Below are 23782 nucleotides of genomic sequence, written 5' to 3' on the forward strand. Positions count from 1 at the left end.
CGAACCAGTTATCCAGTCAATACACGACATGGACAAAATACGCAGCCGCGATGGCCGTTAACGTGAGAGTTCCTTTAGCCCCAGCCGGATCAGCTTGGCGCTGTCCGCCTCCTCACCTGCAGTCTTCAGCGCCGCAGCCACAGCATTGGCCGCCTGATCGCGCGAATAACCGAGATTGGTCAGCGCCGAAACGGCATCGGAGACAGGTGCGGAGGCGACGCCCTCGCCGATTTCCTGCTTCAGGCCAATATTGGCGGAGGCTTCACCCGCAAAGGCCGGCGCCTTGTTCTTCAATTCGGTGACGATACGCACCGCCACCTTGGGGCCGACACCCGGCGCACGCGAAACCACGGTCTTGTCCTGCAGCGCGATCGCATTGGCAAGCTCACCCGGCGTCAGCGTCGAAAGGACGGCAAGCGCCACCTTCGAACCGACGCCCTGCACGCTCTGCAACAGGCCGAACCATTCGCGCTCCAGTGCCGAAACGAAACCGAACAGCTTCAGCTGGTCCTCGCGCACATATGTCTCGATGAACAGGATTGCGGCCTCGCCGACATTCAGCCGCGACAACGTGCGCGACGAGCAGAAAGCCTCGTAACAGACACCATGCACGTCAACGAGCACATGGTCCGTGCCGATCTCGTCGATAGTGCCTTTGAGCTTGCCGATCATGTCTGATTTCCTGAAAGAGGGTGAGTGTCGGGGGCGATCAGATCGATACCCGGAAAATAGCTGCGATAGCCGGACGGGTCGCGCGTCAGCAATGTATATCCACGGATCGTCGCATGCGCGCCGATGAGGAAATCCGGCAATACGCGATCACGGTGCCCGCCCGCCGACCGATACCGGCGAAAGGCATAGGAGGCGGCGAATGCAGCCGGCCAGGGCAGGTTTTCACGAATGAACTGGTTGCGCGGCAAAAGCGCATCCACGGTTTCCAGCGCATCGTATCGGTAGGAGAATTCCGAAAAGATGATCTGGTTGATCACCACGCTGCCGCGCGCCATCGCCGCCAGCAGCTGCCGACGCGACCACTCAAGCCAATGCGGATCGCGCACAGCAAGGTCGACGAGAATATTGGTGTCGATGAGCGTTGCCATGCTTGTTATCGATCGCGCGTTATACGCATCAATTCGTCGGCATCGATGGCCTGGTCACCAGTCCCGCCCAGTTCTTCAAGCGTGGCGATGAAACGATCAAGTCGCGCACGATCCGCGTCTGCGGTGGTTCCATGCTTGGGCGTCAGGGTAATCACACCACCTTCCACGCCGAATATCACCTCGCTGTTCGGCTCGATACCGACCAGCTCGCGAAGATCCCGTGGTATGGTCACTTGCCCTTTGGACGTCACACGCATCACCTGCTCTCCTTTGAGTAAGAAAATATCCTACCTGAAGAACAAGTCAAGAACAAACATGCACCCCGTCAGCCCGCCAGCGCTTGCCGCATCCGGTTTCCGCCGCGGTTATGCGCGTGGCAGATGGCAATCGCGAGTGCGTCGGCGGCATCGTCGCCCTTGAACTCCACCTTCGGCATCAGGATCTTCAGCATCATGTGGATCTGCTTTTTCTCGCCATGGCCGACGCCGATCACCGACTTCTTCACGGCGTTCGGCGCATATTCGGAAACCGGCAGTCCGGCGCGCGCTGGCACCAGCATGACCACACCACGGGCCTGACCAAGCTTCAACGTCGCGACCGCATCCTTGTTGACGAAAGTCTGCTCGACTGCAGCCTCATCCGGCTTGTAGGCATGCACGACCTCGGCAAGCCCGTCATGCAGCTGGCAGAGACGCGAAGCGAGATCCAGATCCCCATCCGACGTCACGGTACCGGAAGCGACGAATTTCAGGCTATTGCCGATCGTGTCGATGACACCCCAGCCTGTGCGCCGAAGTCCGGGATCGATACCGATGATTCGAATGATGTCTGCCATATCTCACCCTACCTTCACCCGCCCTTGATAGCCATCGAAATATGAACAAAACGGAAACATCGCATTTAAGCTGGTTAACGCGCCGCTAACCATATGTCGCTCTACTGATATGACCTTTGCAACGACGGCGGCTTTTCCGCGTTCTGGGTGTTCTCGAATGATACGAGAGGGAGAGAGGGCGATGTCTCAACGCCAAGGTTTGTTCATGAAGATCGCGATCCTGCTTTTGTTGCAGAATGGCCTGCTAGCAATGATCGCATCCACTTTTTCTCCGGGCATGTCCCCCGCCATGACGGCACTTCTGGCAGCGGGCGTCGTTGGTTTCTCGATGGCGACGGCTATGATGGCCACCCGCATTGCCGGTGCTCATGAAACAAGACCGGCCTCGACCAGACTGTTGCTTGGTGCGGCACCTGAAAATGCTATCGCATCCGGTTTAGGCCCGCTTCCAAAGTCTTCAACACCAAAAACTTGTCCTGAACGCCTCAATCCAGCCACCCCCCGCCTGGTTGGGTTGAGGACGATTGACCAGCAGCATGGAATAGCAGGCAACGATCGCCAGAAGGCTTCGGAAGAAGCGCTCAGCGCCTTGGATGCCGGTTTGCGCCGCCTTGCGACAGGCGACCTTTCCGTCACGCTCGACACTCCCTTCTCGGATGGCTTCGAAGGATTGCGCGGTGATTTCAACAAGGCCGTCAACTCGCTCAACGAAAGCCTGACAACCATCATCACTTCGGCGAGCACCCTGCATGGAGAGTGCGCCGAGGCGCGTATCCGGTTGGCGCAGGAGCGTTCGCTCATACCGGATGAAGTTCCCGCTCTTTCGGTTGCCGGCAACGGCCTGCGTGATATCGCGGATCTCCTGCGTGAGCAGGATGCCGCGCTGAGAGAGATCGCCGCAATCGCAGCCAATGCCAAGGCCTATTGGCAGCAAAGCCGCGAAACCGTTTCGCAGGAGGTCAAGGCATCCGAGAGCATGCGCGGCTCAGAGATACAGGTTGGAGAAATCGCTGCGCTGATGCGCGACATGGCATTCCGCACCAACATGCTTTCCGTCAGCGCCAGCGTTGCGGCAGCAAACGTGACCGGCCCCCAAGAAACGCTGCCGGCCTTCGCAGCCGAGTTGCGCGATATGGCCGAAACAAGCGCGGCAGCGGCAAAGCAGGCTTCTCTTCTGGAACGCGACGTTACTCTCTGCCTCAAACACGCGCGCACCCAGACGGATCGTATCCTGCAGCAGGAACAGCATCTGCACGAGAGTTTCGAGACGATCGGCGACAGGCTCACGGCAATCTCGGAAGCTTCGACGATGTCGTCAGATATTGTTGCCCGCAGCAGCGTCATTCTGGATGGGGCACTCAAGCGCACCAGCCAGCGCCGCTCGCTTGACCATGTGCTGGAGACGGCGCTCGAACGCATGGCGCAGGAGCTTACGGTAATCAATCGGCATTGCGGGCGCTTCATCCATATCACCGTTCTTCACGACGACCACACACCGCCAGACACCAGCCCGCCCCACCATCGCAGCCATCTGAAGTTAGTGAAAACGTAAAAGCGGAACCGCCAACTCATGCTTTTCTGCGCGAAAGGGTCGCATCGGCGGTTCCGGCTTCCTAGATAGGAACAACAGAATTGTTCCTTTCCAAGGTAGATCCATGATTCCGTTCTCGATACTTGACCTTTCGCCGGTCGGCGAAGGCTACTCGGTGCGCGATGCGCTCGATCAATCCCGCCGCATGGCAATCAAGGCCGAAGAGCAGGGATACAAGCGTGTCTGGCTTGCCGAACACCATGGCATGCCCGGCATCGCCAGCGCGGCTACCTCAATCGTCATCGCCCATGTCGGTGCGGCAACGAAAAAAATCCGCGTCGGTTCCGGCGGCGTCATGCTGCCTAATCATTCCCCGCTCGTGATTGCCGAACAGTTCGGCACTCTGGAGGCGCTGTTGCCGGGTCGCGTCGACCTCGGCCTTGGCCGCGCTCCCGGCACCGATATGCGTACCGCCAGCGCCCTTCGACGTAACATGGAAGCAGGCGCCGAAAACTTTCCGCAGGATATCGTCGAACTGAAGCACCTGCTCGGCACGCCGATCGAAAACCAGGCGATCATCGCGGTCCCCGGCACGGAAGCCAATGTGCCGCTCTGGCTCCTCGGCTCCAGTCTTTACAGCGCCCATCTGGCGGCAGCGCTAGGCTTGCCCTATGCCTTCGCCTCCCATTTCGCGCCCGATATGCTGATGGATGCGATTGCGATCTACAGGGAACGTTTCCAGCCATCGCCCGACCTCGACAAGCCCTATGTCATGGTCGGCGTCATGGGCGTTGCAGCCGATACCGATGAAGAGGCAGAACGGCTGTTCACCTCCTCCCAGCAGCAATTCGTCAACCTGCGCAAGAATGTCCGCACCCGCTTCCCCAAACCGCTGGACAGCATGGACGGTTTCTGGACGCCGATGGAAAAGATGAGCGTCGAACATACGCTGCGTTATGCAGCCGTCGGCTCGGTGCCGACGATCGAGGCAAAGCTGAAAGACTTCCTCGAAGAAACCGGCGCCGACGAACTGATCGTCTCCATGCCGATCCACGACATCGACGCACGCCTGCATTCGGTCGAACTGTTTGCATCACTGCCGATGATGGAAAAGACCTTATAGACAACGAAAAACGGGCCGGCAAAACCGGCCCGTTCCAATTTTAAGTCTCGAAGAACGATCAGGCCGAAAGCTTGGCCAGAACTTCGTCAGACACTTCGAAGTTCGAATAGACGTTCTGGACGTCGTCATCGTCTTCCAGGTTGTCGATGAGCTTCATAAGCGACTGCGCCTTTTCCTCATCGACTTCGATCGTGTTCTGCGCCTTCCAGATCGCCTTGACGGTCTCGGCTTCGCCCAGCACGCCTTCCAGCGCCTTGGACACTTCGTTCATGTCCTCGAAACCGCAATAGATCGTGTGGCCTTCTTCGTCGGTCTCGACATCATCGGCACCGGCTTCGATAGCCGCTTCCATCACCTTGTCCGCATCGCCGACGGAAAGCTTGTAGGTGATTTCGCCGACGTGGTCGAAGGAGAAGGAAACCGAACCGGTTTCACCCAGTGCGCCACCAGCCTTGGTGAAGATCGAACGGACGTTCGATGCCGTACGGTTGCGGTTGTCGGTCAGCGCTTCGACGATAACGGCGGTGCCGCCCGGGCCGTAGCCTTCGTAGCGAACGGAATCGTAGTTCTCGGCGTCGGCGCCCGATGCCTTCTTGATCGCGCGGTCGATATTGTCCTTCGGCATCGACTGCGCCTTGGCGTTCTGAACGGCAAGACGCAGAGCCGCGTTCATCGTCGGGTCGGGCAAACCGGTTTTCGCAGCAACGGTGATTTCGCGCGCGAGCTTGGAGAACATCTTGGAACGGATACCGTCCTGCTTGCCCTTGCGGTGCATGATGTTTTTGAACTGTGAATGGCCAGCCATGGCACCCCTGATACTTTAGCGTGTTTGGGAATGGGGCCTTATAATTTCGATAACGCCTTCATTCAAGGCATTTTCCCATAGGAACAAAGCCCAGACCTCTCCGTTTGACCATTCGACAACAACAAAAGGAGATGCAGAAGATGGCAAGCCTCACCGAAGCCCGCGAAGCACCCGAGCGCCAGTTGTGGGACGAGATCAACGGCGTGCACGCCGGCATGCTCGGCCTTGAAGGCACCCATATGCATTTCCAGCCGATGGCGCCGAATGTCGATACCAAGACCAACACGATCTGGTTCTTCACCAAGGCGGATACCGATCTCGTGCGCGCCATCAGGGCTGGCGGCCGCGCACATTTCTGCGTCACTGGCAAGAACCATGACTACCACGCCTGCCTGTCAGGCACGATCGAAGTCCGCCTCGATGCCGCAAAGCGTGACGAATACTGGAGCGCCGTAACCGCCGCCTGGTACGAGCAGGGCAAGGACGATCCGCTTCTCACCATGCTCGCTTTCAAGGTAGATGATGCCGAAATCTGGGCTTCGACCAACAGCACGCTGAAATTCGGTTGGGAGATCGCCAAGGCCAACATGACCGACGAGAAAATGCCGGAGGTGGGCGTCAAGCAGCACCTCACCTTCTCGGCAATCCATTAGGTGGATTTAGCCGCAGGGGCCGTTAAAGCCCCTGTGGCACCAGTATCGTCGGCTTTTTGGGCAGAGACCGCATCGATACCCTGAGCGTCTTTTCCTTCGCATAGGCAATGTCGAACTTCCCGTCGAACATGGCGAGAAACGTATCGAGCGGCGGCCCGAAGCGATGCATCGGCAGGATCAGCGAAGACCGCAGCCGCTGCACGACGCGGCTCATGCTGTCCGCCCCCATCGTCAACCCGCCGTCGACCGGCACCATCAGAATATCGAGACGCCCGATCTCCGTATATTGCGCCTCGTTCAGTTCGAAATGCAGATGCCCCAGATGGCCGATGCAAAGGCCCGCAACTTCGAAGATGAAGATCGAATTGCCATTCTCCTCGATCCCCCCGCCCCAGTTGCGGATATCCGACACGACATTGCGGATATAGACATCCCCGATCATCTCCTGGTGTTTTGCCTTTTCACCCGGCACATCGCTCCAGCCATGCAGCACCGTCTGGATCGCCGGATCGGGAGTGAGCGTGTAATGGGTCGAATGCGCCCTGTTCATCGTCACCACGTCGGGGATGCGCGACGGCTGGTAGACACCGCTATAGTCGGTTGCGATCCCGACACCGCCAGGTGTTTCGATAAAGTAGGTGGAATGGCCGACAAAGGTGATATCCACCTCTTCCCGCTCGGAAAGCGTGAGCGCCTTGCCCGCCTGCACGAACTGAACAGCCGGCGGCGCAAAACTGGCAAACCGCACATTCGGCAGTTTTTGCGCGATCGCCTGACATTGACTGACCGGAAGGCCGCCGTCCTGGGCAAAGACAGACAGGGAAGAAAGAAGAAAAGCCGAAAGACCGAATGCGAGAGTTCGCAGCTTCATGCCACACTCCGAGAACCGCGTTCATGCTCATTCCGTGTGGGAGGATGCTGGATGCGTGCCGAAGCGTCCAGCTTGCTTTGACGCAGGACGCCTCACAATTCCGTCATTCGCATCTGGACTGGAGCCAGCGAAACCTCGGGACGAGCCCAAAGAAGGTCGGGTCAGATGATCAGCGTCCGATGCCCGAATGGCGTTTCGTCATCGTAATTGCGGGTGCCGATACGCTCGCTCTCGCCCGACAATCTGGCATCGTCCGACGGCGCGTTGCTTGCTTCGGATGCCGCGGCATCCTGCCGGCGATGGGGATGGCGATCGTCAAGAGATCCTGAAGCCTCGTCGTCTTCCGCACCCGGCTCCTGCTGCTCGCGGGAATTCTTCATGGCGGCAAGGTCTGCATTGATCTGCGCCTGCCGATGACCGGCCCAGACATTGTCGGGCTCGGCGCGGCTCACGACGCTGCTGTCGACCTGGGTGGCAGCGGATGCAGCCGTCGAGGAAATGCGGGTAACCGGGTCGACCATGCCATGTCCTCCAACACGCCCCCTGCCCGGCACCAGCGCCGCGGCAGGAAATCACATATAGGATTTATAACATGGGAACCGCGGCTTCCCCAATCAACGCCAGAAGCTGGGAATGGTTTCCGCCAGCCGCGGCCCGATGCGCAGAGGCTCGATCTTCTCGGCAAGCCCGGTCGAATCCGAAATCTCAATGCCGAGACCGCAGAGCGTCGCCGGCCCATGCGCCGCCTCGAAGCGGCCCTTCGGCATTTTCGAGATGAAGCGGTTGAGCGGCTCTTCCTTTTCCATGCCGAGCGACGAGTCGTAGTCACCGCACATGCCGGCATCCGACATGTAGCCTGTGCCGCCGTTCAGGATCTGGCAGTCGGCGGTCGGCACATGGGTATGGGTGCCGACAACGAGCGAGGCGCGCCCGTCGACGAAATGCCCGAAGCACTGCTTCTCGCTGGTCGCTTCCGCGTGGAAGTCGAAGATGATCGCGTCGGCCTGCTCCTTGAGCGGAGCAGCATCCAGGATCGCCTCAGCGCTCTTGAAGGGATCGTCGAGTTCCGGATGCATGAACACCCGGCCCATGATGTTGGCAACGAGGATGCGCGCGCCGTTGCGGGCATAATAGAGACCCGATCCCTTGCCGGGCGTGCCGGCAGGATAGTTCGCAGGCCGCAGGAACTGGTCGTGGCGACCGGCAAAGGTCACTGCTTCCTTCTGGTCCCAGACGTGATTGCCGGTCGTGACGACGTCCGCACCGGCATTGATCGTCTCGAGAAAGATGTCTTCGGTGATGCCGAAGCCGCCGGCCGCGTTCTCGCCGTTGACGATGACGAAATCGAGTTTCAGGTCTGAAATCAGGCCCGGCAGTTTTTCCCATACGGTCGTGCGGCCGGTCTTGCCAACCATGTCACCTAGAAAGAGAAGGCGCATTCCTATCCAATCTTTACAATGGCCTCATCGGACAGATCGCGAAAGCCGCTTTCCGTCAGGATCCCGTGAAGCCTTATATCATGAGGTTCTTCGGGAACTGATGCCACTTCCTGGCAGTCGAATGCAATGCCGATCAGCCGTGGATTGCAGCCTTTTTGCTGCAAACGGTAAATTGCGCGATCATAATAACCGCCACCATAACCGATCCGGTGGCCTCTGCGGTCGAACGCCGCAAGCGGCACCAGCATGATCTCGGGGTCGAGTTCGGCCACTTCCAGCCCCGGCCCGACCGTGCCGAAGACGCCCGCGACAAGCTCGGCACCGGGTGTCAGTTCGCGAAAAACGATGGTTTCCTTATCGAGTACGACAGGCACGCAAATCCGCGCCCCGCGTTCTCTCAGAAGATCCATAAGAGGACGGACATCCACCTCGGAGCGGATCGGCAGGAAACCGGACACGATCGTTCCGTCGTTAAGATCGATCGCCGCCATACCGTGCGATGCCAGCGACAGGCTTTTCTCCACGCGCTCCGCAGCACTGATAGTATCGCGCGCCGCGAGCCTTTCGGCCCGCAGCGACGCCTTGATCGATTGGCCGGCCATCAGGCCTTGTCGCCTGAACGGGAGACCAGCAGCTTGTCGATACGCCGACCGTCAAGATCGACGACCTCGAAGGTCCAGCCATGCGTCGTGAAGCTTTCGCCGAGTTCCGGCAGGTGCTTCAATTCGTCAAGCACGAAACCGGCAACGGTCTCGTAACCCGGATCTTCCTCGATCGAGATGCCCATCTGCGCACCAAACTCGTCGACCGGCATCCAGCCGGCAATCAGGTAGGAACCGTCGTCCCGCACCACGATTGCAGGCTCTTCGGTCGCGTCTTCCTGGAACACGCCGGTGATTGCCTCCAGCACGTCGCCGGAGCTGATGATACCTTCGAAATGACCGTACTCGTCATAGACAAGCACCATATGCGCCGGCGCCTTCCTGAGCGCCTGGATGACGTCGAGAGCGCCAGTCAGATCGGAAACGACGGGAGCCTCACGCATTGCGAGCTGAACGTCGAACTGCTTTCCGCCGGCCATGAAATCATAGGCGTCCTTGACGAACAGAACGCCGATGATCTCGTCGGAACTGCCCTTGCGAACAGGCAGGCGGGAGCGTGTCGTGGCACGAAGCTGGGCGCGGATTTCCTCCGGCTCGTCCTCCGTATCGATCACCTCGACATCGCGACGCGGCGTCATCAGGCCGCGCGCGGTGCGGTCGGCCAGGCGCATGACGCCGGAAATCATCTCGGACTCACCGCTTTCGATGACGCCTGCGCTCTGCGCTTCGGCAAGAACCGTGCGGATTTCCTCGTCCGTAACCTTGTCTTCGGACTCGCCCTTCTGGCCGAGTATGGTCAGCACGAAGCGGCCGGAGATATCAAGGAACCAGACGATGGGCGCGCCGATCATCGCAACGAGCTTCATCGCAGGCGCGACGCGGGCGGCAACAGACTCTGGCGCGCGCAACGCAATCTGCTTCGGCACCAGTTCGCCGAGGATAAGTGACATATAGGTGATGACGACAACGACACCGCCGACACCAAGCCAGTCGGCAAGGTTCTCGGCCATGCCCTGTGCCTCGAGCCATGAGGTCAGGCGCGTACCGAGCGTGGCGCCGGAAAATGCGCCGGAAAGAACGCCAACCAGCGTGATGCCGATCTGAACGGAAGAGAGAAAACGACCTGGGTCTTCGGCAAGCTTGATGGCTGTGGCCGCACCGCGATTTCCCTGCTCGGCCATAACCTTGAGGCGGATGGGGCGGGATGAAACGACGGCAAGTTCCGACATCGCAAGAACACCATTCAATATGGTGAGTGCAACGACGATAAGGATTTCGGTTAACAAAAGGTGCTCTTAGGCTGGGACAATATCCTGCGCACAAAACGTTGACCGCTTGCGGCGGCTGCCGTTGATTTCATGATGTGATCTCGCGCGCAGTTCGGAAAACCGTCAGCCGGTTCTCGGAACTGCGCACCTTCACCTGTGAGTAGAAATCATAAGGTCGGCTTGCGTCTATTGCAATGGCTGGAACAACTGATGTCTGCCGCCGATCACACAGAGAGATCGATCGTCATCTCCGCACGCGTGCCTTTCGGCCGCTCGACATATTGAATGGCCGATCCGAGCGTGGACGCCATCGACTTCACGATCCGGCTTCCAAGACCGGTTCCCTTGACGACATCGCCCTCTTTCCAGCCTATCCCGTCATCTTCGACCGCAAGCAATGCCTTGTCGTCCGGCTGGCGCTTTAGAAGAACACGCACCTCGCCGTCTTTCCCCGGTTCGTAAGCGTATTTCAGTGCATTGGTCAGAAGCTCGGTGACGATCATGCCCACGGATACAGCACGATCCGATGTCAGCATAACCTCGTCGGCCGATAGATGAATGGTCGGCCCCTGACGGTCGGTGACCGTTCCTTGCACCTCGTTGACCAGCGTGCCGAGATACCTGCCCATCTCCACCTGCCGCACATCGTCCGACGTGTAGAGGCTTCTATGCATGCCTGCGATGGCAGTGATCCGCGCCTGCGTTTCGGCAAGCGCGGCTTTTACGTCGTCATTCTTGCTGCTTCCTGCCTGTAGCCGGATCAAGGCAGCAACCAGCGCGAGACTGTTGGCCACGCGATGATTGACCTCTGCAAGCAGGACTTCCGCCCGTTCCTTGCCGATGCGGATTTCCTGGTCGGCCTTTTCCTTCTCGCGCCACAGGTCCGCGGTCGAGATCGCCTGGCCGATCGCATTCTGCATCAGCGGCATGAACTCATCGCCGACGGTCTTGATGACATAATCGGATGCGCCGTTCTTCATTGCCTCGATGGCAATCGTCGCTTCGCTGGAACCGGTGACGTAGATGACAGGGGCCGAGCAGCCACGCTCCTGCAAGCGATGGAAGATATCCATGCCGGTCTCGGCGCGCAGATAGTGGTCGAGAACGATCGCATCGATCCCGCCGTTTTCGAACGCCGCCATGGCGCTTTCCCCGTCGACGGCAGTGATGACATTGTAACCGGCGCGTCCGAGATGGCGTTCCGCGAGACGGGCCAAGGCAACATCGTCGTCAACATAAAGGATCGTTCGCGGCATATCTTCTCGTTATTGTCCGGGTATCTGCATCACCGAAAAGAACAGGCCCAGCTGTCGAATGGCGTGTGCGAAACTCTCGTATTCCACTGGCTTGGTAATATAGACATTCGCGCCGAGATCGTAACAGCGCTGAATTTCCCGCTCGTCGTCCGTCGTCGTGAGGATCACCACGGGCAGCCGTTTTGCATGAGGGTTGGACTTCACCTTCTCGAGGATGTCAATACCCGACATATCGGGCAGGTTGAGATCGAGCAGAATCAGGAGATGGCGATCGCTGGTGACCGTCCCCGAACGATCCTTGCCGAGGATGTAGTCGAGCGCATCTGTACCGTTGGCAAATGGAACGATCTCGTTGTTGACGCCCGCACGGCGCACGTTCTTTTCGATCAGACGGGCATGTCCCTCGTCATCCTCGATCATGACGATGGTAACTTCCTTGCCGGCAGCTTTCATGGCCCGCTACTCCTAACATACTGAGACAGATCCGTAGGCAGACGGATGACGAATGTCGCTCCGCCGCCCAGCGTGGATGTCACAGTAATTTCACCACCTAAATTTCTGACTAACGATCGCACGTGTGCAAGCCCTATCCCCTCGCCCGGCTTGTCCTGCACACCGGCCCTGCGGAAAAGCTCGAAGACGCGTTCATGGTCTTCCGGCGCGATTCCGCGCCCATTGTCCGCCACCTCTATCCGGACGGCACGACGTCCCATCGGGAATGCCTTTACGGAAAGATTGAGCGGTCGCTCCGGATGTTTGTACTTTACCGCATTGTCGAACAGATTGCCGAAAATCTGCTCCATCGAGAACCGGTCCGTCAAAAGCGAGCGCGCTGCACTGACAGATATGCTGACCTCGCCGCCGGTTTCGCTGACTTGGTGATGCACGCTCGCAGCCGTCGTCTCAAGGAGTTCGCCGAGATCGACCCGCTCGGGTTTCAGCTCACGACGACCATCTCGCGAGATTTTCAGGATCGCATTGATCAGGGCATCCATCTTCTTTGTCGAGGAGCGTATGAAGCCGATCGCTTCCGGCAGGTCTTCCTCTACCGCAAGGCGCGCCTCGCGCACCTCGTCTTCGCTCGGGCGCGTCTCATCCGCCAGCACATAGGCGCTGATCGACTTGAGAGACGCATCCAGTTCGCTGGTAAAGCCCATGATGTTGACGAGAGGAGCCCTTAGATCGTGCGAGACGATATAGGCGTAACGCTGGATTTCCCTGTTGGCCTGGATCAGGTCCTCGGTGCGTTCGTTGACCCGCTCCTCAAGCCCGACATTAAGCTCCTCGACCTCCGCCCGGGCATGCCCAAGCTCACGCACATGCTGCATCACGACCGCAATTGCGCCGCCGACGACCAGGATGATCAGCAGTCCACCGCCAAGTGTCACATATTGCAGCGATCCCGCGCTTTCGCGGATTTCGCCGATACCGCTGACCAGATGCCCGTCCAGTTCCTGCACGATATCGCCGATCGTCTGCCGAAGTTGCTGCATGACGACGAAGCCGGACTCGTTGCGCACGATGGCAACGGCATCCGCCACTTTGCCCTCGCTGGCAAGATTGAGCGTCGACTGCATCTCCGTCACCTTTTCGGCGATCAGGCGACGGATATCCTCGAGCGGCACGTTGACCGTATTCTGATTTTTGGAAACGCGCTCCAACCGCTCGACCTGACTCGGCAAAGCTTCGAGCGCCTGTTGGTATGGCTCGAGAAAGGCTTCGTTCTGCACCAGAAGATAACCGCGCTGGCTCGACTCGGCAGAGTTCAGCAGAACCAGCATGTCAGCCGCGACCGAGCGCACCGCCCTCAGCTTCGTCACTTCGTCGAAATAGCTCCGGGTCAGGCTTGCAAGGAAAAAGGACGACAGGACGATAGCAACGAGAAGTCCGGCACCGATCAGAAGCATGAAAAGCGAAGATCGGGCAAACTTGTTATTGGCAAAAAGCATGAAGGTGAACCGCCGATTGAACTGGACCGAGTGAACTTGGCCGCAACGCCGGCATTGTCAATGCATATCCGGCCGGCGCCGGACTGCATCAACGACAATCTAAAAAAGGAAAGTGCGATCCGCGGCGACCGATGGAGATTTACGATCCTGGGTGCCTACAAACGTAGGTGGGCGCCATATGTCCAAGCCCACGGGCCTGGTCAGGGACAGCTCCCTTTGGATCGAGTATGGCCCCAGGGATTGTGGTACCTGTCGGGAAGCGCAGAACGCGACGGCAATATATGTATGATCTTCAGCCGACGCCAGTGGCCCCGGATCTAATTTTTGCGAGTGGTCAATTCACCTCGGCCGGCGTGCGTCCGTTGAGCTTTGCAGCAAGCCCCTCGATCCGTGCGGCAAGTTCGCCGATGGTCGAAACGAGCGCCTGTTCGTTGCGCTGCTGGACTTCAATCGATCCGTCGCGGTTGGACCGCAGGGAAGCCAGTTCCGCCTCGAGAGCCGAAACCTTGCGTGTCATCTCGGACAGTTCGTCCATGATCATGATGCCGGCCATGACGGTGATCCTCAGATCTCCGATTTCGCCGAACTGGCCCTTGAGATGGCCGACATAGCGGTCAAGCCGGTCGGCAAGCTGGGTCAGGTGATCTTCCTGTCCCTCCTCGCAGGCCATCCGATAGGCCTTGCCATCGATCGTGACTGTAATCTGAGCCATCAAATTCTCCCGTCAGCGATCAAGCACGGCGCGGATCGTCTCCATGGCCGTCACCAGTCGACGCGATACTTCGCGATTGACTTCTTCCAGCCGATTGGCGCGAAATTGCGACTGGTCGAGTTCCTGCGCCAAACGGGCACGGTCGGCGTGGACGCGACGTACCTCGCTATCGACGTCGCGGCTTTCCCGCTGACGCTCGATACGGGCATCCACGGCGTTTTCGAGACTTCCCACCGCTGCGCGGAGTTCCGAAAGCGCCACCTCAACCGTCTTTTCTGCCGGCATCCATCATATCCCGTGAGAATGCGAGGAAGACCGAATCGTGCAGCCAAACCTCGCCATTAGGTAAAACAGATTAAGCACCGCTTGAAAGCCGGTCAACAAACCACCACCCTACAGGCATCATCGACTTGTGGATCATGCACCTTATATCGTTTTTGCACACATCTGCCCAAACAAACGGCGGCCTGTCGCAAACCTGCTCAATATGTAATAGCTATAGCCCCACATTTGTTGACTTGCTCGCGCCACCTGATAAGGATCAGGCGCTCCCTCAAAGGGCCCTCCAATCGGGCCTCTGACCGACACTCGGATACAGTGGATTAGCCATGACTTCTCGCGAACAAAACGACCGGATGGCGAATGCGATCCGTTTCCTTGCCATGGATGCCGTCGAAAAGGCGAATTCCGGCCACCCAGGCATGCCGATGGGCATGGCCGACGTGGCAACGGTCCTGTTCTCCAACTATTTGAAGTTCGACCCGACGAAACCTCATTGGCCGGACCGCGATCGCTTCGTGCTGTCGGCCGGCCACGGTTCGATGCTTCTTTATTCGCTGCTGTATTTGACCGGTTATGAAGACATGACCGTCGAGGACCTGAAGGGCTTTCGCCAGCTCGGCTCCAAGACCGCCGGCCACCCGGAATACGGTCACGCCACCGGTATCGAGACGACCACAGGTCCGCTCGGCCAGGGCATTGCCAATGCCGTCGGCATGGCGATTGCCGAACGCAAGCTGCGCGACGAATTCGGCGCCGACCTGCAGGATCACTATACATACGTGATCAACGGCGATGGCTGCCTGATGGAAGGCATCTCACACGAAGCCATCGCGCTTGCCGGCCACCTGAAGCTCAACAAGCTCATCCTCTTCTGGGACAACAACTCGATCACCATCGACGGCGCCGTTTCGCTGTCGGATTCGACCGACCAGATCGCCCGCTTCAAGGCCGTTCACTGGCACACGATCGAAATCGACGGTCATGATCAGGCAGCGATTGCCGCTGCGATTGAAGAAGCCCACAAGTCCGACAAGCCGACCTTCATCGCCTGCAAGACGGTGATCGGCTTCGGCGCTCCGAACAAGGCCGGCAGCCACAAGGTTCACGGCTCCCCGCTCGGTGCGGAAGAAATCGCAGCAACTCGCAAGGCGCTGAACTGGGAATACGAACCCTTCGTCGTGCCGAACGATGTCTTGTCCGAATGGCGCGCCGCAGGCACCCGCTCGGTAGACGCCGTCAAGGCATGGGAAGGCCGCCTCGAAAAGTCCGCCAAGAAAGCCGAGTTCGATCGCCGCTTCGCCGGTGATCTGCCGGCAGGCTTCGACGCCGCGATCAGCGACTACAAGAAGAAGCTCGCAGAGACGAAGCCGACGGTCGCAACCCGCAAGGCATCGGAAGACGCGCTTGAAATCATCAACGGCTTCCTGCCGGAAACACTCGGCGGCTCCGCCGACCTGACGCCGTCGAACAACACCAAGACCAGCCAGATGATCTCCGTCACGCCGACGGATTTCTCCGGTCGCTACATGCACTGGGGCATCCGCGAGCACGGCATGGCGTCTGCCATGAACGGCATCGCGCTGCATGGCGGCCTGATCCCTTACGGCGGCGGCTTCATGATCTTCTCGGATTATTGCCGTCCTCCGATCCGCCTGGCATCCCTGATGGGCATCCGCGTCATCCACGTCCTGACGCATGATTCCATCGGCGTTGGCGAAGATGGCCCGACCCACCAGCCGGTCGAGCAGATGGCCTCGCTGCGCGCTATCCCGAACCTGATGATGTTCCGCCCGGCCGATGCCGTCGAAACTGCCGAATGCTGGCAGATCGCTGTCTCGACCAAGGATCGTCCGTCCGGCCTGGCGCTGACCCGCCAGAACCTGACCACGGTTCGCACCGAATATTCGGAAGAAAACCGTTCGGCCAAGGGCGCTTACACGCTTTCCGGCAATGCCGACGCCAAGGTCACGATCTTCGCTTCCGGCTCGGAAGTCGAACTGGCCGTTGCTGCGGCAAAGACGCTCGGTGAAAAGGGCACGACCGTTCGCGTCGTCTCGGTTCCGTCGACCGAACTCTTCTTCGAACAGCCGGATGCCTACCGCGCCGAAATCATCGGCAAGTCTCCGGTCAAGATCGCCGTCGAAGCCGGCGTTCGCGAAGGCTGGGATGCGTTCATCGGTCCGGAAGGCACGTTCATCGGCATGAAGGGCTTTGGCGCTTCCGGTCCGGCAAAGGATGTCTTCAAGCATTTCGGCATCACGGCCGACGCCGTCGTCGCTGCCGCTGTCGCAAAAATTTAATGCAAACGACTGCCCTAGATCAAAGTAGGGCAGTCCCAACCCGCGTTAAAACGTAGCCCCATTATCAGGGAGTAAAGCTCATATGACTGTAAAGGTTGCCATTAACGGCTTCGGCCGTATCGGCCGCAACGTCCTCCGCGCCATCGTCGAATCGGGTCGCACCGATATCGAAGTCGTTGCCATCAACGACCTTGGCCCGGTTGAAACCAATGCCCATCTGCTCCGCTACGACTCGATCCACGGCAAGTTCCCGGCCGACGTGAAGGTCGACGGCGACACCATCACCGTAGGCGGCGGCAAGCCGATCAAGGTTACCGCCATCAAGGATCCGGCAACCCTGCCGCACAAGGAACTCGGCGTCGACATCGCGCTGGAATGCACCGGCATCTTCACTTCGCGTGAAAAGGCTGCCCTGCATCTGACCGCCGGCGCAAAGCGCGTCATCGTTTCCGCTCCGTCCGACGGCGCAGACCTGACCGTCGTCTTCGGCGTCAACCACGATGCGCTGACCAAGGATCACCTGGTCATCTCCAACGCTTCGTGCACCACGAACTGCCTGGTTCCGGTCGTCAAGACGCTGGATGACGCTGTCGGTATCGACCACGGCTTCATGACCACGATCCACTCCTACACGGGTGACCAGCCGACGCTCGACACCATGCACAAGGACCTGTACCGCGCCCGCGCTGCAGCCCTGTCCATGATCCCGACCTCGACCGGCGCCGCAAAGGCAGTTGGCCTCGTTCTGCCGCACCTCAAGGGCCGCCTCGACGGCACCTCGATCCGCGTGCCGACCCCGAACGTCTCGGTTGTCGACTTCAAGTTCGTCGCCAAGAAGAACACCACGGTTGCCGAAATCAGCGAAGCCATCAAGGCTGCTGCCAACGGCAAGCTGAAGGGCATCCTCGGCTACACCGAAGAGCCGCTGGTTTCCCGCGACTTCAACCACGACAGCCACTCCTCGATCTTCGCGATCGACCAGACCAAGGTGCTGGAAGGCAACTTCGTCCGCGTTCTGTCCTGGTACGACAACGAATGGGGCTTCTCCAACCGCATGGCCGACACCTCGGTCGCGATGGCAAAGCTCATCTGATCGAGCCGATACGAATGAAGAAAGGGGCGCCTCGAGCGCCCCTTTTTTATTGCATCAGAGACACGTCGTCTCGATAGTCGCCCTCACCCGCACCGTACCATAACCATCATTGGCGATACCGCTGCAGAGATCGGACCATTCGCAGCCGCGACAGGCTTTCCGCGATTGTCCCTCGGCAAAGGCTTTTCGCATTCTGGCAAGCAACCCCGGATGCAGATCGATCCGCGCACCCGCCGACAAGCGCATCTCCAGCAGATCCCCGATATCCGCCGCCGCCTGCGCATCACGGACACGCACGCTGTCACGAAAACAATGCGGTTCAGGCTCGCACAAAAGTGCTGCGCAAATGTCGTCCGGACCGTCGACGACGAGAACATCCTCGCCGCTCGATAGCCGTTCAGCGATACGATCGTAGTTGGCGACAAAACCCGGCGTGTATCCTTTGCCCACATATGTGAGCAGGCAAAGGAGATGATGCGGTCTCAGCCGAACCGTCATGCAGCAGGTTTGGTCCTGCCTCGCGCCAGCAGACGCAGGATCGCCGCGCCGAGCGCGGATTTCAACCCGGCGCCGACGAGGAACGGCAGCACTCCGAACAGAAAAGCCTTCTGCGCCCCGATCATGAAGGCCAGAACGGCACCGCCGATAACAAGGCACAGAAGATTGGCGAGCAGCATTGCGACGAAGGCCAGAAGCGGCCGGTGACCGTTCCAGCCCTTTTCCGCGAGAAAACCGGTCAACGCAGCGATGACGGGGAAGGAAAACAGATAACCGGCCGTTGGCCCTTCGAAAGATTGAAGGCCTCCAGCTCCGCCAGCCAGAACCGGCATGCCCATGGCAGCTTCGGCAAGCCATGCGACGACCGTCGCCGCACCCAGGCGCCAGCCGTAAAGCGCGCCGATCAGCGTAACAGCAAGGGTCTGCATGGTGATCGGCACAGGTATCATCGGCACGGAAACATAAGACGCCGCAGCCAGGATACCGGTGCCGAGGACAACGGCCAGGCCGCGCAAGGCGAGCGGGGCATTCTGCAGGTCAAGCGGACTGAAGGCCGGCTTCGAGGCAGGCGTCGAGAGGTAGCTCATATGGATCTCCAAATTATAGATAATTTTCAGAATCTATAGCTAATGACTCCACAGAACATATAAATTGACAAGCCATGAAATTCACGGCCGGCAAAACCCATTGAATTTGTGACGAAATTTCAGCCCTTGCGAGGACTTTGACCAACCCACTGCACATGCCGGGCCAGCACCGAGGCTGCCTGATCGACATCTCCGACCCTGAGCGCGGACAGGATTGCACGATGGTCACGATCGGTAGGCGCTTCCCATTCGGCCCGCCATCCGGAAAACAGCAGTCGGGCACTGACGACCTGCAGGTCGTCGATTGATTTCAGCAGGCGCGGCATGCCGCAAGGACTGAGGATCAAACGATGAAAGCTTCGGTTTGCCTCATCCCAGGCCTGCACGTCGCTCGCCTTCTCACCGGCAAAGTTTGCCGCCTCCGCCGCATCGAGAATGGCCCGGGTGAGATGGGGCGCAGCATGACGCAACGCCAGCACTTCCAGCGCTGCCCGCATTTCGGCGACCTCTTTCACTTCGTCGAGGCTGAAGCCGGCAACCCTTACACCCCGGCGCGGCTCGCTGACGACCAGCCCTTGGGCTTCCAGCCGTCGAAACGCCTCGCGCACCGGCACATGGCTGGCGCCGAATTCATCGGCAATATGATCCTGCCTGAGCCTTGCACCGGCAGCGATCACGCCGGTGACGATTCGCTCGGCAAGTTCTCGACTGATACGGGAGGCGATTGTATCTGATTTGGCTGTCGTCATGGAATTATAGATAATTCATGGCAATGCGACCGTCGAGCGCTGAACCTAAACCTTGTTGGCCTTTACGCCAAACAATCCACTTACCTTTGCTTGCTTGATGAAGCAGGCGACAGACGTCATCAACCAGTCGCGCCTCCAGGCATGTGGACGCCTGGACTACCCCGCCTAACGATTTCAAGGCGTTGTAACGTCAATCATCCCCGCCCTCGAAACCCATGCCTACAATCCCCCCGCTTCCGTCGCCGGAGTGTTGCGCGAGACGTTCGCGGGCAGGCGGGGGCCGGCGCTTTCGTCTGACCCGTAACGTGCGGCAAGGACGGAAGGGGTGAAACGCATGGGAGAGGACAACCTTCTCCCTATCAAGCCTCCCCCCGGCAGCCATGCCGGGTTCGGTTGAGCCGTCCAAGCATCAGCGCAAGTCGATGTGCAGCGAGGCGAGAAGATCACTCGTAGGGACCGGAAGTCCCGAGAAAACGCCGAAGGCCACGCGAATGCGGAGCCACACTTTTATACAAAATGAGGTTCCGCATTCGTGTGGGCTCTCCGTTCTTTGAAAAGCTGAAAGCACCAAGGGGTAAGACCGTCTTTTTTCCGCCCTGCCCTTCTCTTGCCGGATTCATTCCTGCCTATTGCTGGAAGTGACGATTCGCTCCGGCTCATGCCGGATCTGCCCCCGCCCCGACAGATGCCCCGCGACCGAAAACCGGTTTCGCGACCGGCACGTGCTGCCCGGGAAGGGAGCAAGCGGCAAACGAAGAGGTCGGGGCCTTTGGAGGCGTTTTATATCGTATTGTTGATCGGCACACTGCTTGTGCTGGTTTCCGCCTTCTCCAGCCTTCTCGCCTTCCGCTTCGGCGCACCGCTGCTTCTCGTTTTCCTGTCGATCGGACTGCTGGCTGGTGTCGATGGCCTTGGCATCCAGTTTTCCAACTACCCCTTCACCTTCATGCTGGGTTCGCTTGCGCTTGCCGTCATCCTGTTCGATTCCGGCTTCATCACCCCGATCCACTCCTTCAAGATCGCCGCGGTTCCGGCAATCACCCTGGCGACGGTCGGCGTGCTGCTGACCTCCGGCATCTTTGCGTTTGCTGCAGCTCTGTTTCTGAACCTCGACTGGCTGGAGGGACTGCTGCTCGGCTCGATCGTTGCCTCGACCGATGCAGCCGCCGTCTTCTTCCTGCTGCGCATCGGCGGCATCAATATCCGCGACAAGGTGCGATCGACGCTCGAAGTCGAATCCGGCACCAATGATCCGATGGCGATCTTCCTGACGATCGCAATTGCCGAACTGATCGGCACCGGCCAACGCCTTTCCGGCATCGACCTGCATTTCTTCCTCACTTTCTTTGAGGAAATGGGACTCGGCCTCGTATTCGGCCTGCTCGGCGGCATGATGATCGTGGCGATCCTAAACCGCTTCACCTCCGACCGCGGCCTTGCCCCGATCTTCGTGCTGACGCTGGCGCTGCTCGTCTTCGCGTTTACCGGTGCCATGGGCGGCAGCGGCTTTCTCGCGGTCTATGTCGCCGGCATGTATGCCGGAAATCGCAAGATGTACGCCAAGCAGCAGATCATGCGCTTCAACGAGGGACTGACCTGGCTTGCCCAGATCATCATGTTCCTCGTTCTCGGCCTGCTCGCCACTCCGTCGCAATTCCCGGCCATTCTCCTACCGGCGATCGGCCTTGCACTGTTCCTCATCTTCGTCGCTCGCCCCATCGCGGTCTGGCTGAGCCTGCTGCCCTTCGATTTCACCCAGCAGGAAATCGGCTTCGTCGCCTGGGTCGGTCTGCGCGGCGCGGTCTCCATCCTGCTTGCGATCATGCCACTCCTCAGCGGCGTCGAAAATGGCGAACTCTTCTTCAATGTCGCCTTCATCATCGTCCTCGTATCGCTCTGCCTGCAGGGCTGGACGATCAAGCCGGTGGCGACAAAATTGGGCCTCATCATACCGCCGCGCATGGGCGCCGTGGACAAGATCGAGCTCGATCTTCCCGGTGCCGCCCAGCACGAGCTGATCTCCTACAAGGTCATCAAGGACAGCCCGATCATGCGCGGCGAGCGCATTCCCCGCTGGGCCATGCCTTCGCTCGTCATCCGCGACGCAAAGAGCATGCGCTATCAATATGCCGGACGATTGCGGGAGGGCGATCAGGTCTATCTCTTTGTCGCTCCGACCTACACGAAACTGCTCGACCGTCTGTTTGCGGCGCGCGCGCCGGTGGATGACAATGACGAGGAATTCTTCGGCGCCTTCGCCATCTCTCCCACGCGCCCCGCGAAAGAACTCGATGCCGCCTATGGACCGGGCCTTATCTCTCCAGCCGAACAGGCCATGACGGTCGGCGAACTGCTGATTGCCCGTCTCGGCGGCAAGGCGGAATATGCCGACCGCATGCGCTTCGGCTCGATCATCCTGATCGTCCGAGAAGTCGACGAGTTGAACCACATTCGTTCGATCGGTGTGTCGCTGGAACCGGTCGAACCGACCACCAATCTGCCGATCTTCATCAACATGCGCGAGATCGCCCATCGTGTGCGCGACGCCATTCGAAAATACCGCGGAAAGCCGGTGCCTACCCAAAGGCAATAGGCTATATTTGAGAGACCGCTGCGGCTCTTGGCGCCCTTGCGTCGGGCCGCAACCATAGTATGGTCCGCCCAGTTTCAGCGGCCGGGCGCTTCAGGGCACTCGGTCCCATTTCAGCACTCAAGGAGTGGATTAGCCCATGCCGGCATTCAAGACTATTGACGATATCAGCAACCCAGCGGGCAAGCGCGTTCTCGTACGCGTCGATCTCAACGTACCGGTTGCCGACGGTAAGGTAACCGACAAGACCCGCATCGAGCGTGTTGCCCCGACCATCCTTGAACTGTCGAAAAAAGGCGCCAAGGTCATCCTGCTTGCCCATTTCGGTCGCCCCAAGGGTGAGCCTGTCGCCGATATGTCTCTCTCGCTGATCGTACCGGCCATCAACGAAGTGCTCGGCACCAAGATCCTCTTCGCCGCCGATTGCATCGGCCCCGACGCCGAAAAGGCCGTCGCGTCGATGAAGGACGGCGACATCCTGCTTCTGGAAAACACCCGCTTCCACAAGGGCGAGGAAAAGAACGACGCCGAGTTTACCGAAGCGCTTGCCGCAAACGGCGACATCTACGTCAACGACGCCTTCTCCGCCGCCCACCGCGCTCACGCATCGACCGAAGGCCTCGCACACCATCTGCCCGCCTATGCCGGCCGCACCATGCAGGCCGAGCTTGAAGCGCTGGAAAAGGGCCTCGGCGCACCGGTTCGCCCGACAGTCGCCATCGTCGGCGGCGCAAAGGTATCGACCAAGATCGACCTGCTGCAGAACCTCGTGAAGAAGGTCGACGCGCTGGTCATCGGCGGCGGCATGGCCAACACATTCATCGCGGCCAAGGGCATCAATGTCGGCAAGTCGCTCTGCGAACACGACCTTGGCGACCTCGCCCGGACAATCATGACCGAAGCTGAAAGCGCCGGTTGCGCCATCGTTCTTCCGATCGATGCCGTCGTTGCCCGAGAATTCAAGGCCAATGCCGCAAACGAGACCGTTGCCATCGACGCCATTCCGGCCGATGCCATGGCCCTCGATGTCGGCCCGAAGTCCGTAGAAGCCATCAACGAGTGGATCGGCAAGGCCTCGACGCTCGTCTGGAACGGCCCGCTCGGCGCCTTCGAAATCACGCCCTTCGACGCAGCAACCGTTTCCGCAGCAAAGTTCGCAGCGGCACAGACCAAGGCCGGCAAGTTGACCTCGGTCGCCGGTGGCGGTGATACGGTCGCAGCCTTGAACCATGCGGGCGTCGCCGACGACTTCACCTACATCTCGACGGCAGGCGGCGCTTTCCTCGAATGGATGGAAGGCAAGGAACTGCCCGGCGTGGCTGTCCTCTCCAAGACCGCCTGATCGCTGTTTATCCACAGCTTGACCACAACCGGAGTGCGCGGACATGGCTCCGCGCATTCGCGTTTCAAGACCCCTTTAAATTTTTTAGATGTTTTAAACGATTGAATTGAATTCAATCGTTTCAAATATTTAGCCGTGGATTTACTTCCGCCCTACATCTGTTATCGCCTCAGATATCAAGTGTTGGAGATCGACAA

25 protein-coding genes and 1 other RNA gene are annotated in these 23782 nt (G+C 59.4%); 7 read left to right on the forward strand and 19 right to left on the reverse strand.

What is annotated here, in order from left to right; all coding sequences use genetic code 11:
• Positions 1-57 precede the first annotated feature (57 nt).
• The 4 genes from ruvA to ruvC all read right to left on the reverse strand — a co-directional run bounded on the left by ruvA (position 58) and on the right by ruvC (position 1935).
• On the reverse strand, positions 58-672 hold the full coding sequence (gene ruvA, locus HNQ72_RS05805; RefSeq protein ID WP_183990372.1) for a Holliday junction branch migration protein RuvA: 615 nt from the start codon (positions 670-672) through the stop codon (positions 58-60).
• Positions 669-1100 carry a type II toxin-antitoxin system VapC family toxin gene (locus HNQ72_RS05810; RefSeq protein ID WP_183990374.1) on the reverse strand — a complete coding sequence of 144 codons (432 nt, stop codon included), beginning with the start codon at positions 1098-1100 and terminating at the stop codon, positions 669-671. Before HNQ72_RS05810 ends, ruvA begins: the two co-directional genes overlap by 4 nt.
• A 5-nt stretch (positions 1101-1105) precedes the next feature.
• Complete coding sequence (locus tag HNQ72_RS05815; RefSeq protein WP_183990376.1) at positions 1106-1357, reverse strand: AbrB/MazE/SpoVT family DNA-binding domain-containing protein; 252 nt, start codon at positions 1355-1357, stop codon at positions 1106-1108.
• Between the two features lie 68 nt (positions 1358-1425).
• Complete coding sequence (gene ruvC, locus HNQ72_RS05820; RefSeq protein WP_183990378.1) at positions 1426-1935, reverse strand: crossover junction endodeoxyribonuclease RuvC; 510 nt, start codon at positions 1933-1935, stop codon at positions 1426-1428.
• Positions 1936-2116: 181 nt separating this feature from the next.
• Between ruvC and HNQ72_RS05825 the strand changes: the two genes are divergently transcribed.
• Together HNQ72_RS05825 and HNQ72_RS05830 are read left to right on the forward strand one after the other, a co-directional pair.
• Entirely contained in the window at positions 2117-3487 is a 1371-nt protein-coding gene (locus HNQ72_RS05825; RefSeq protein WP_183990380.1) for a methyl-accepting chemotaxis protein, read from the forward strand.
• Between the two features lie 103 nt (positions 3488-3590).
• Complete coding sequence (locus HNQ72_RS05830; RefSeq protein ID WP_183990382.1) at positions 3591-4589, forward strand: LLM class flavin-dependent oxidoreductase; 999 nt, start codon at positions 3591-3593, stop codon at positions 4587-4589.
• 58 nt (positions 4590-4647) lie between these two features.
• Here HNQ72_RS05830 and HNQ72_RS05835 read toward each other — a convergent pair whose 3' ends face one another.
• The gene (locus HNQ72_RS05835; RefSeq protein WP_183990384.1) at positions 4648-5394 is read right to left on the reverse strand and encodes a YebC/PmpR family DNA-binding transcriptional regulator; all 747 of its coding nucleotides are present in this window, start codon (positions 5392-5394) and stop codon (positions 4648-4650) included.
• Between the two features lie 140 nt (positions 5395-5534).
• On the opposite strand from HNQ72_RS05835, the gene HNQ72_RS05840 reads away from it, so the two are divergent.
• Positions 5535-6047, forward strand: a complete 513-nt coding sequence (locus HNQ72_RS05840) for a pyridoxamine 5'-phosphate oxidase family protein (protein WP_183990385.1) — start codon at positions 5535-5537, stop codon at positions 6045-6047.
• Positions 6048-6069: 22 nt separating this feature from the next.
• Here HNQ72_RS05840 and HNQ72_RS05845 read toward each other — a convergent pair whose 3' ends face one another.
• The 11 genes from HNQ72_RS05845 to HNQ72_RS05895 form a co-directional block, all read right to left on the reverse strand.
• Entirely contained in the window at positions 6070-6918 is an 849-nt protein-coding gene (locus tag HNQ72_RS05845) for an MBL fold metallo-hydrolase (RefSeq protein ID WP_183990387.1), read from the reverse strand.
• Positions 6919-7079: 161 nt separating this feature from the next.
• Entirely contained in the window at positions 7080-7439 is a 360-nt protein-coding gene (locus HNQ72_RS05850) for a hypothetical protein (protein ID WP_183990389.1), read from the reverse strand.
• 93 nt (positions 7440-7532) lie between these two features.
• Entirely contained in the window at positions 7533-8357 is an 825-nt protein-coding gene (locus tag HNQ72_RS05855) for a TIGR00282 family metallophosphoesterase (RefSeq protein WP_183821126.1), read from the reverse strand.
• A 2-nt stretch (positions 8358-8359) separates the two neighbouring features.
• The gene (locus HNQ72_RS05860) at positions 8360-8959 is read right to left on the reverse strand and encodes a 5-formyltetrahydrofolate cyclo-ligase (RefSeq protein ID WP_183990391.1); all 600 of its coding nucleotides are present in this window, start codon (positions 8957-8959) and stop codon (positions 8360-8362) included.
• Positions 8959-10188, reverse strand: coding sequence for a hemolysin family protein (locus tag HNQ72_RS05865; protein ID WP_373289411.1), 1230 nt, complete (start codon positions 10186-10188; stop codon positions 8959-8961). The genes HNQ72_RS05860 and HNQ72_RS05865 overlap by 1 nt, the downstream gene beginning before the upstream one ends.
• A 263-nt stretch (positions 10189-10451) precedes the next feature.
• Positions 10452-11483, reverse strand: coding sequence for a sensor histidine kinase (locus HNQ72_RS05870; protein ID WP_183990394.1), 1032 nt, complete (start codon positions 11481-11483; stop codon positions 10452-10454).
• A gap of 9 nt (positions 11484-11492) precedes the next feature.
• The gene (locus HNQ72_RS05875; protein ID WP_183990396.1) at positions 11493-11936 is read right to left on the reverse strand and encodes a response regulator; all 444 of its coding nucleotides are present in this window, start codon (positions 11934-11936) and stop codon (positions 11493-11495) included.
• Positions 11933-13432, reverse strand: a complete 1500-nt coding sequence (locus tag HNQ72_RS05880) for a sensor histidine kinase (protein WP_244654302.1) — start codon at positions 13430-13432, stop codon at positions 11933-11935. The genes HNQ72_RS05875 and HNQ72_RS05880 overlap by 4 nt, the downstream gene beginning before the upstream one ends.
• A gap of 112 nt (positions 13433-13544) precedes the next feature.
• Positions 13545-13703, reverse strand: a non-coding RNA gene (gene ssrS, locus HNQ72_RS05885) — 6S RNA.
• A 63-nt stretch (positions 13704-13766) separates the two neighbouring features.
• Entirely contained in the window at positions 13767-14144 is a 378-nt protein-coding gene (locus HNQ72_RS05890; RefSeq protein ID WP_183990398.1) for a cell division protein ZapA, read from the reverse strand.
• Positions 14145-14156: 12 nt separating this feature from the next.
• Positions 14157-14429, reverse strand: coding sequence for a DUF4164 domain-containing protein (locus HNQ72_RS05895; protein ID WP_148143582.1), 273 nt, complete (start codon positions 14427-14429; stop codon positions 14157-14159).
• 323 nt (positions 14430-14752) lie between these two features.
• Here HNQ72_RS05895 and tkt point away from each other — a divergent pair, with 323 nt between their 5' ends.
• Positions 14753-16726, forward strand: coding sequence for a transketolase (gene tkt / locus HNQ72_RS05900; protein ID WP_183990400.1), 1974 nt, complete (start codon positions 14753-14755; stop codon positions 16724-16726).
• A gap of 82 nt (positions 16727-16808) precedes the next feature.
• The gene (gene gap, locus HNQ72_RS05905) at positions 16809-17819 is read left to right on the forward strand and encodes a type I glyceraldehyde-3-phosphate dehydrogenase (protein ID WP_183990408.1); all 1011 of its coding nucleotides are present in this window, start codon (positions 16809-16811) and stop codon (positions 17817-17819) included.
• Positions 17820-17873: 54 nt separating this feature from the next.
• Here gap and HNQ72_RS05910 read toward each other — a convergent pair whose 3' ends face one another.
• From HNQ72_RS05910 to HNQ72_RS05920, 3 genes are all read right to left on the reverse strand, one after another.
• Positions 17874-18317 carry a DUF1284 domain-containing protein gene (locus HNQ72_RS05910; RefSeq protein ID WP_183990410.1) on the reverse strand — a complete coding sequence of 148 codons (444 nt, stop codon included), beginning with the start codon at positions 18315-18317 and terminating at the stop codon, positions 17874-17876.
• A complete protein-coding gene (locus tag HNQ72_RS05915) occupies positions 18314-18904 on the reverse strand; it encodes a biotin transporter BioY (RefSeq protein WP_183990411.1) in 591 nt (196 codons plus the stop codon). Before HNQ72_RS05915 ends, HNQ72_RS05910 begins: the two co-directional genes overlap by 4 nt.
• Positions 18905-19023: 119 nt before the next feature.
• Positions 19024-19653: a GntR family transcriptional regulator gene (locus tag HNQ72_RS05920; protein ID WP_183990413.1), complete on the reverse strand. Its 630-nt coding sequence runs from the start codon at positions 19651-19653 to the stop codon at positions 19024-19026.
• Positions 19654-20422: 769 nt separating this feature from the next.
• Here HNQ72_RS05920 and HNQ72_RS05925 point away from each other — a divergent pair.
• Together HNQ72_RS05925 and HNQ72_RS05930 are read left to right on the forward strand one after the other, a co-directional pair.
• Positions 20423-22246 carry a potassium/proton antiporter gene (locus HNQ72_RS05925; RefSeq protein WP_183990415.1) on the forward strand — a complete coding sequence of 608 codons (1824 nt, stop codon included), beginning with the start codon at positions 20423-20425 and terminating at the stop codon, positions 22244-22246.
• 136 nt (positions 22247-22382) lie between these two features.
• Complete coding sequence (locus HNQ72_RS05930; protein WP_183990417.1) at positions 22383-23585, forward strand: phosphoglycerate kinase; 1203 nt, start codon at positions 22383-22385, stop codon at positions 23583-23585.
• Positions 23586-23782: the final 197 nt, after the last annotated feature.

It is taken from the genome of Aliirhizobium wenxiniae, assembly GCF_014201355.1.
Classification (GTDB): domain Bacteria; phylum Pseudomonadota; class Alphaproteobacteria; order Rhizobiales; family Rhizobiaceae; genus Neorhizobium; species Neorhizobium wenxiniae.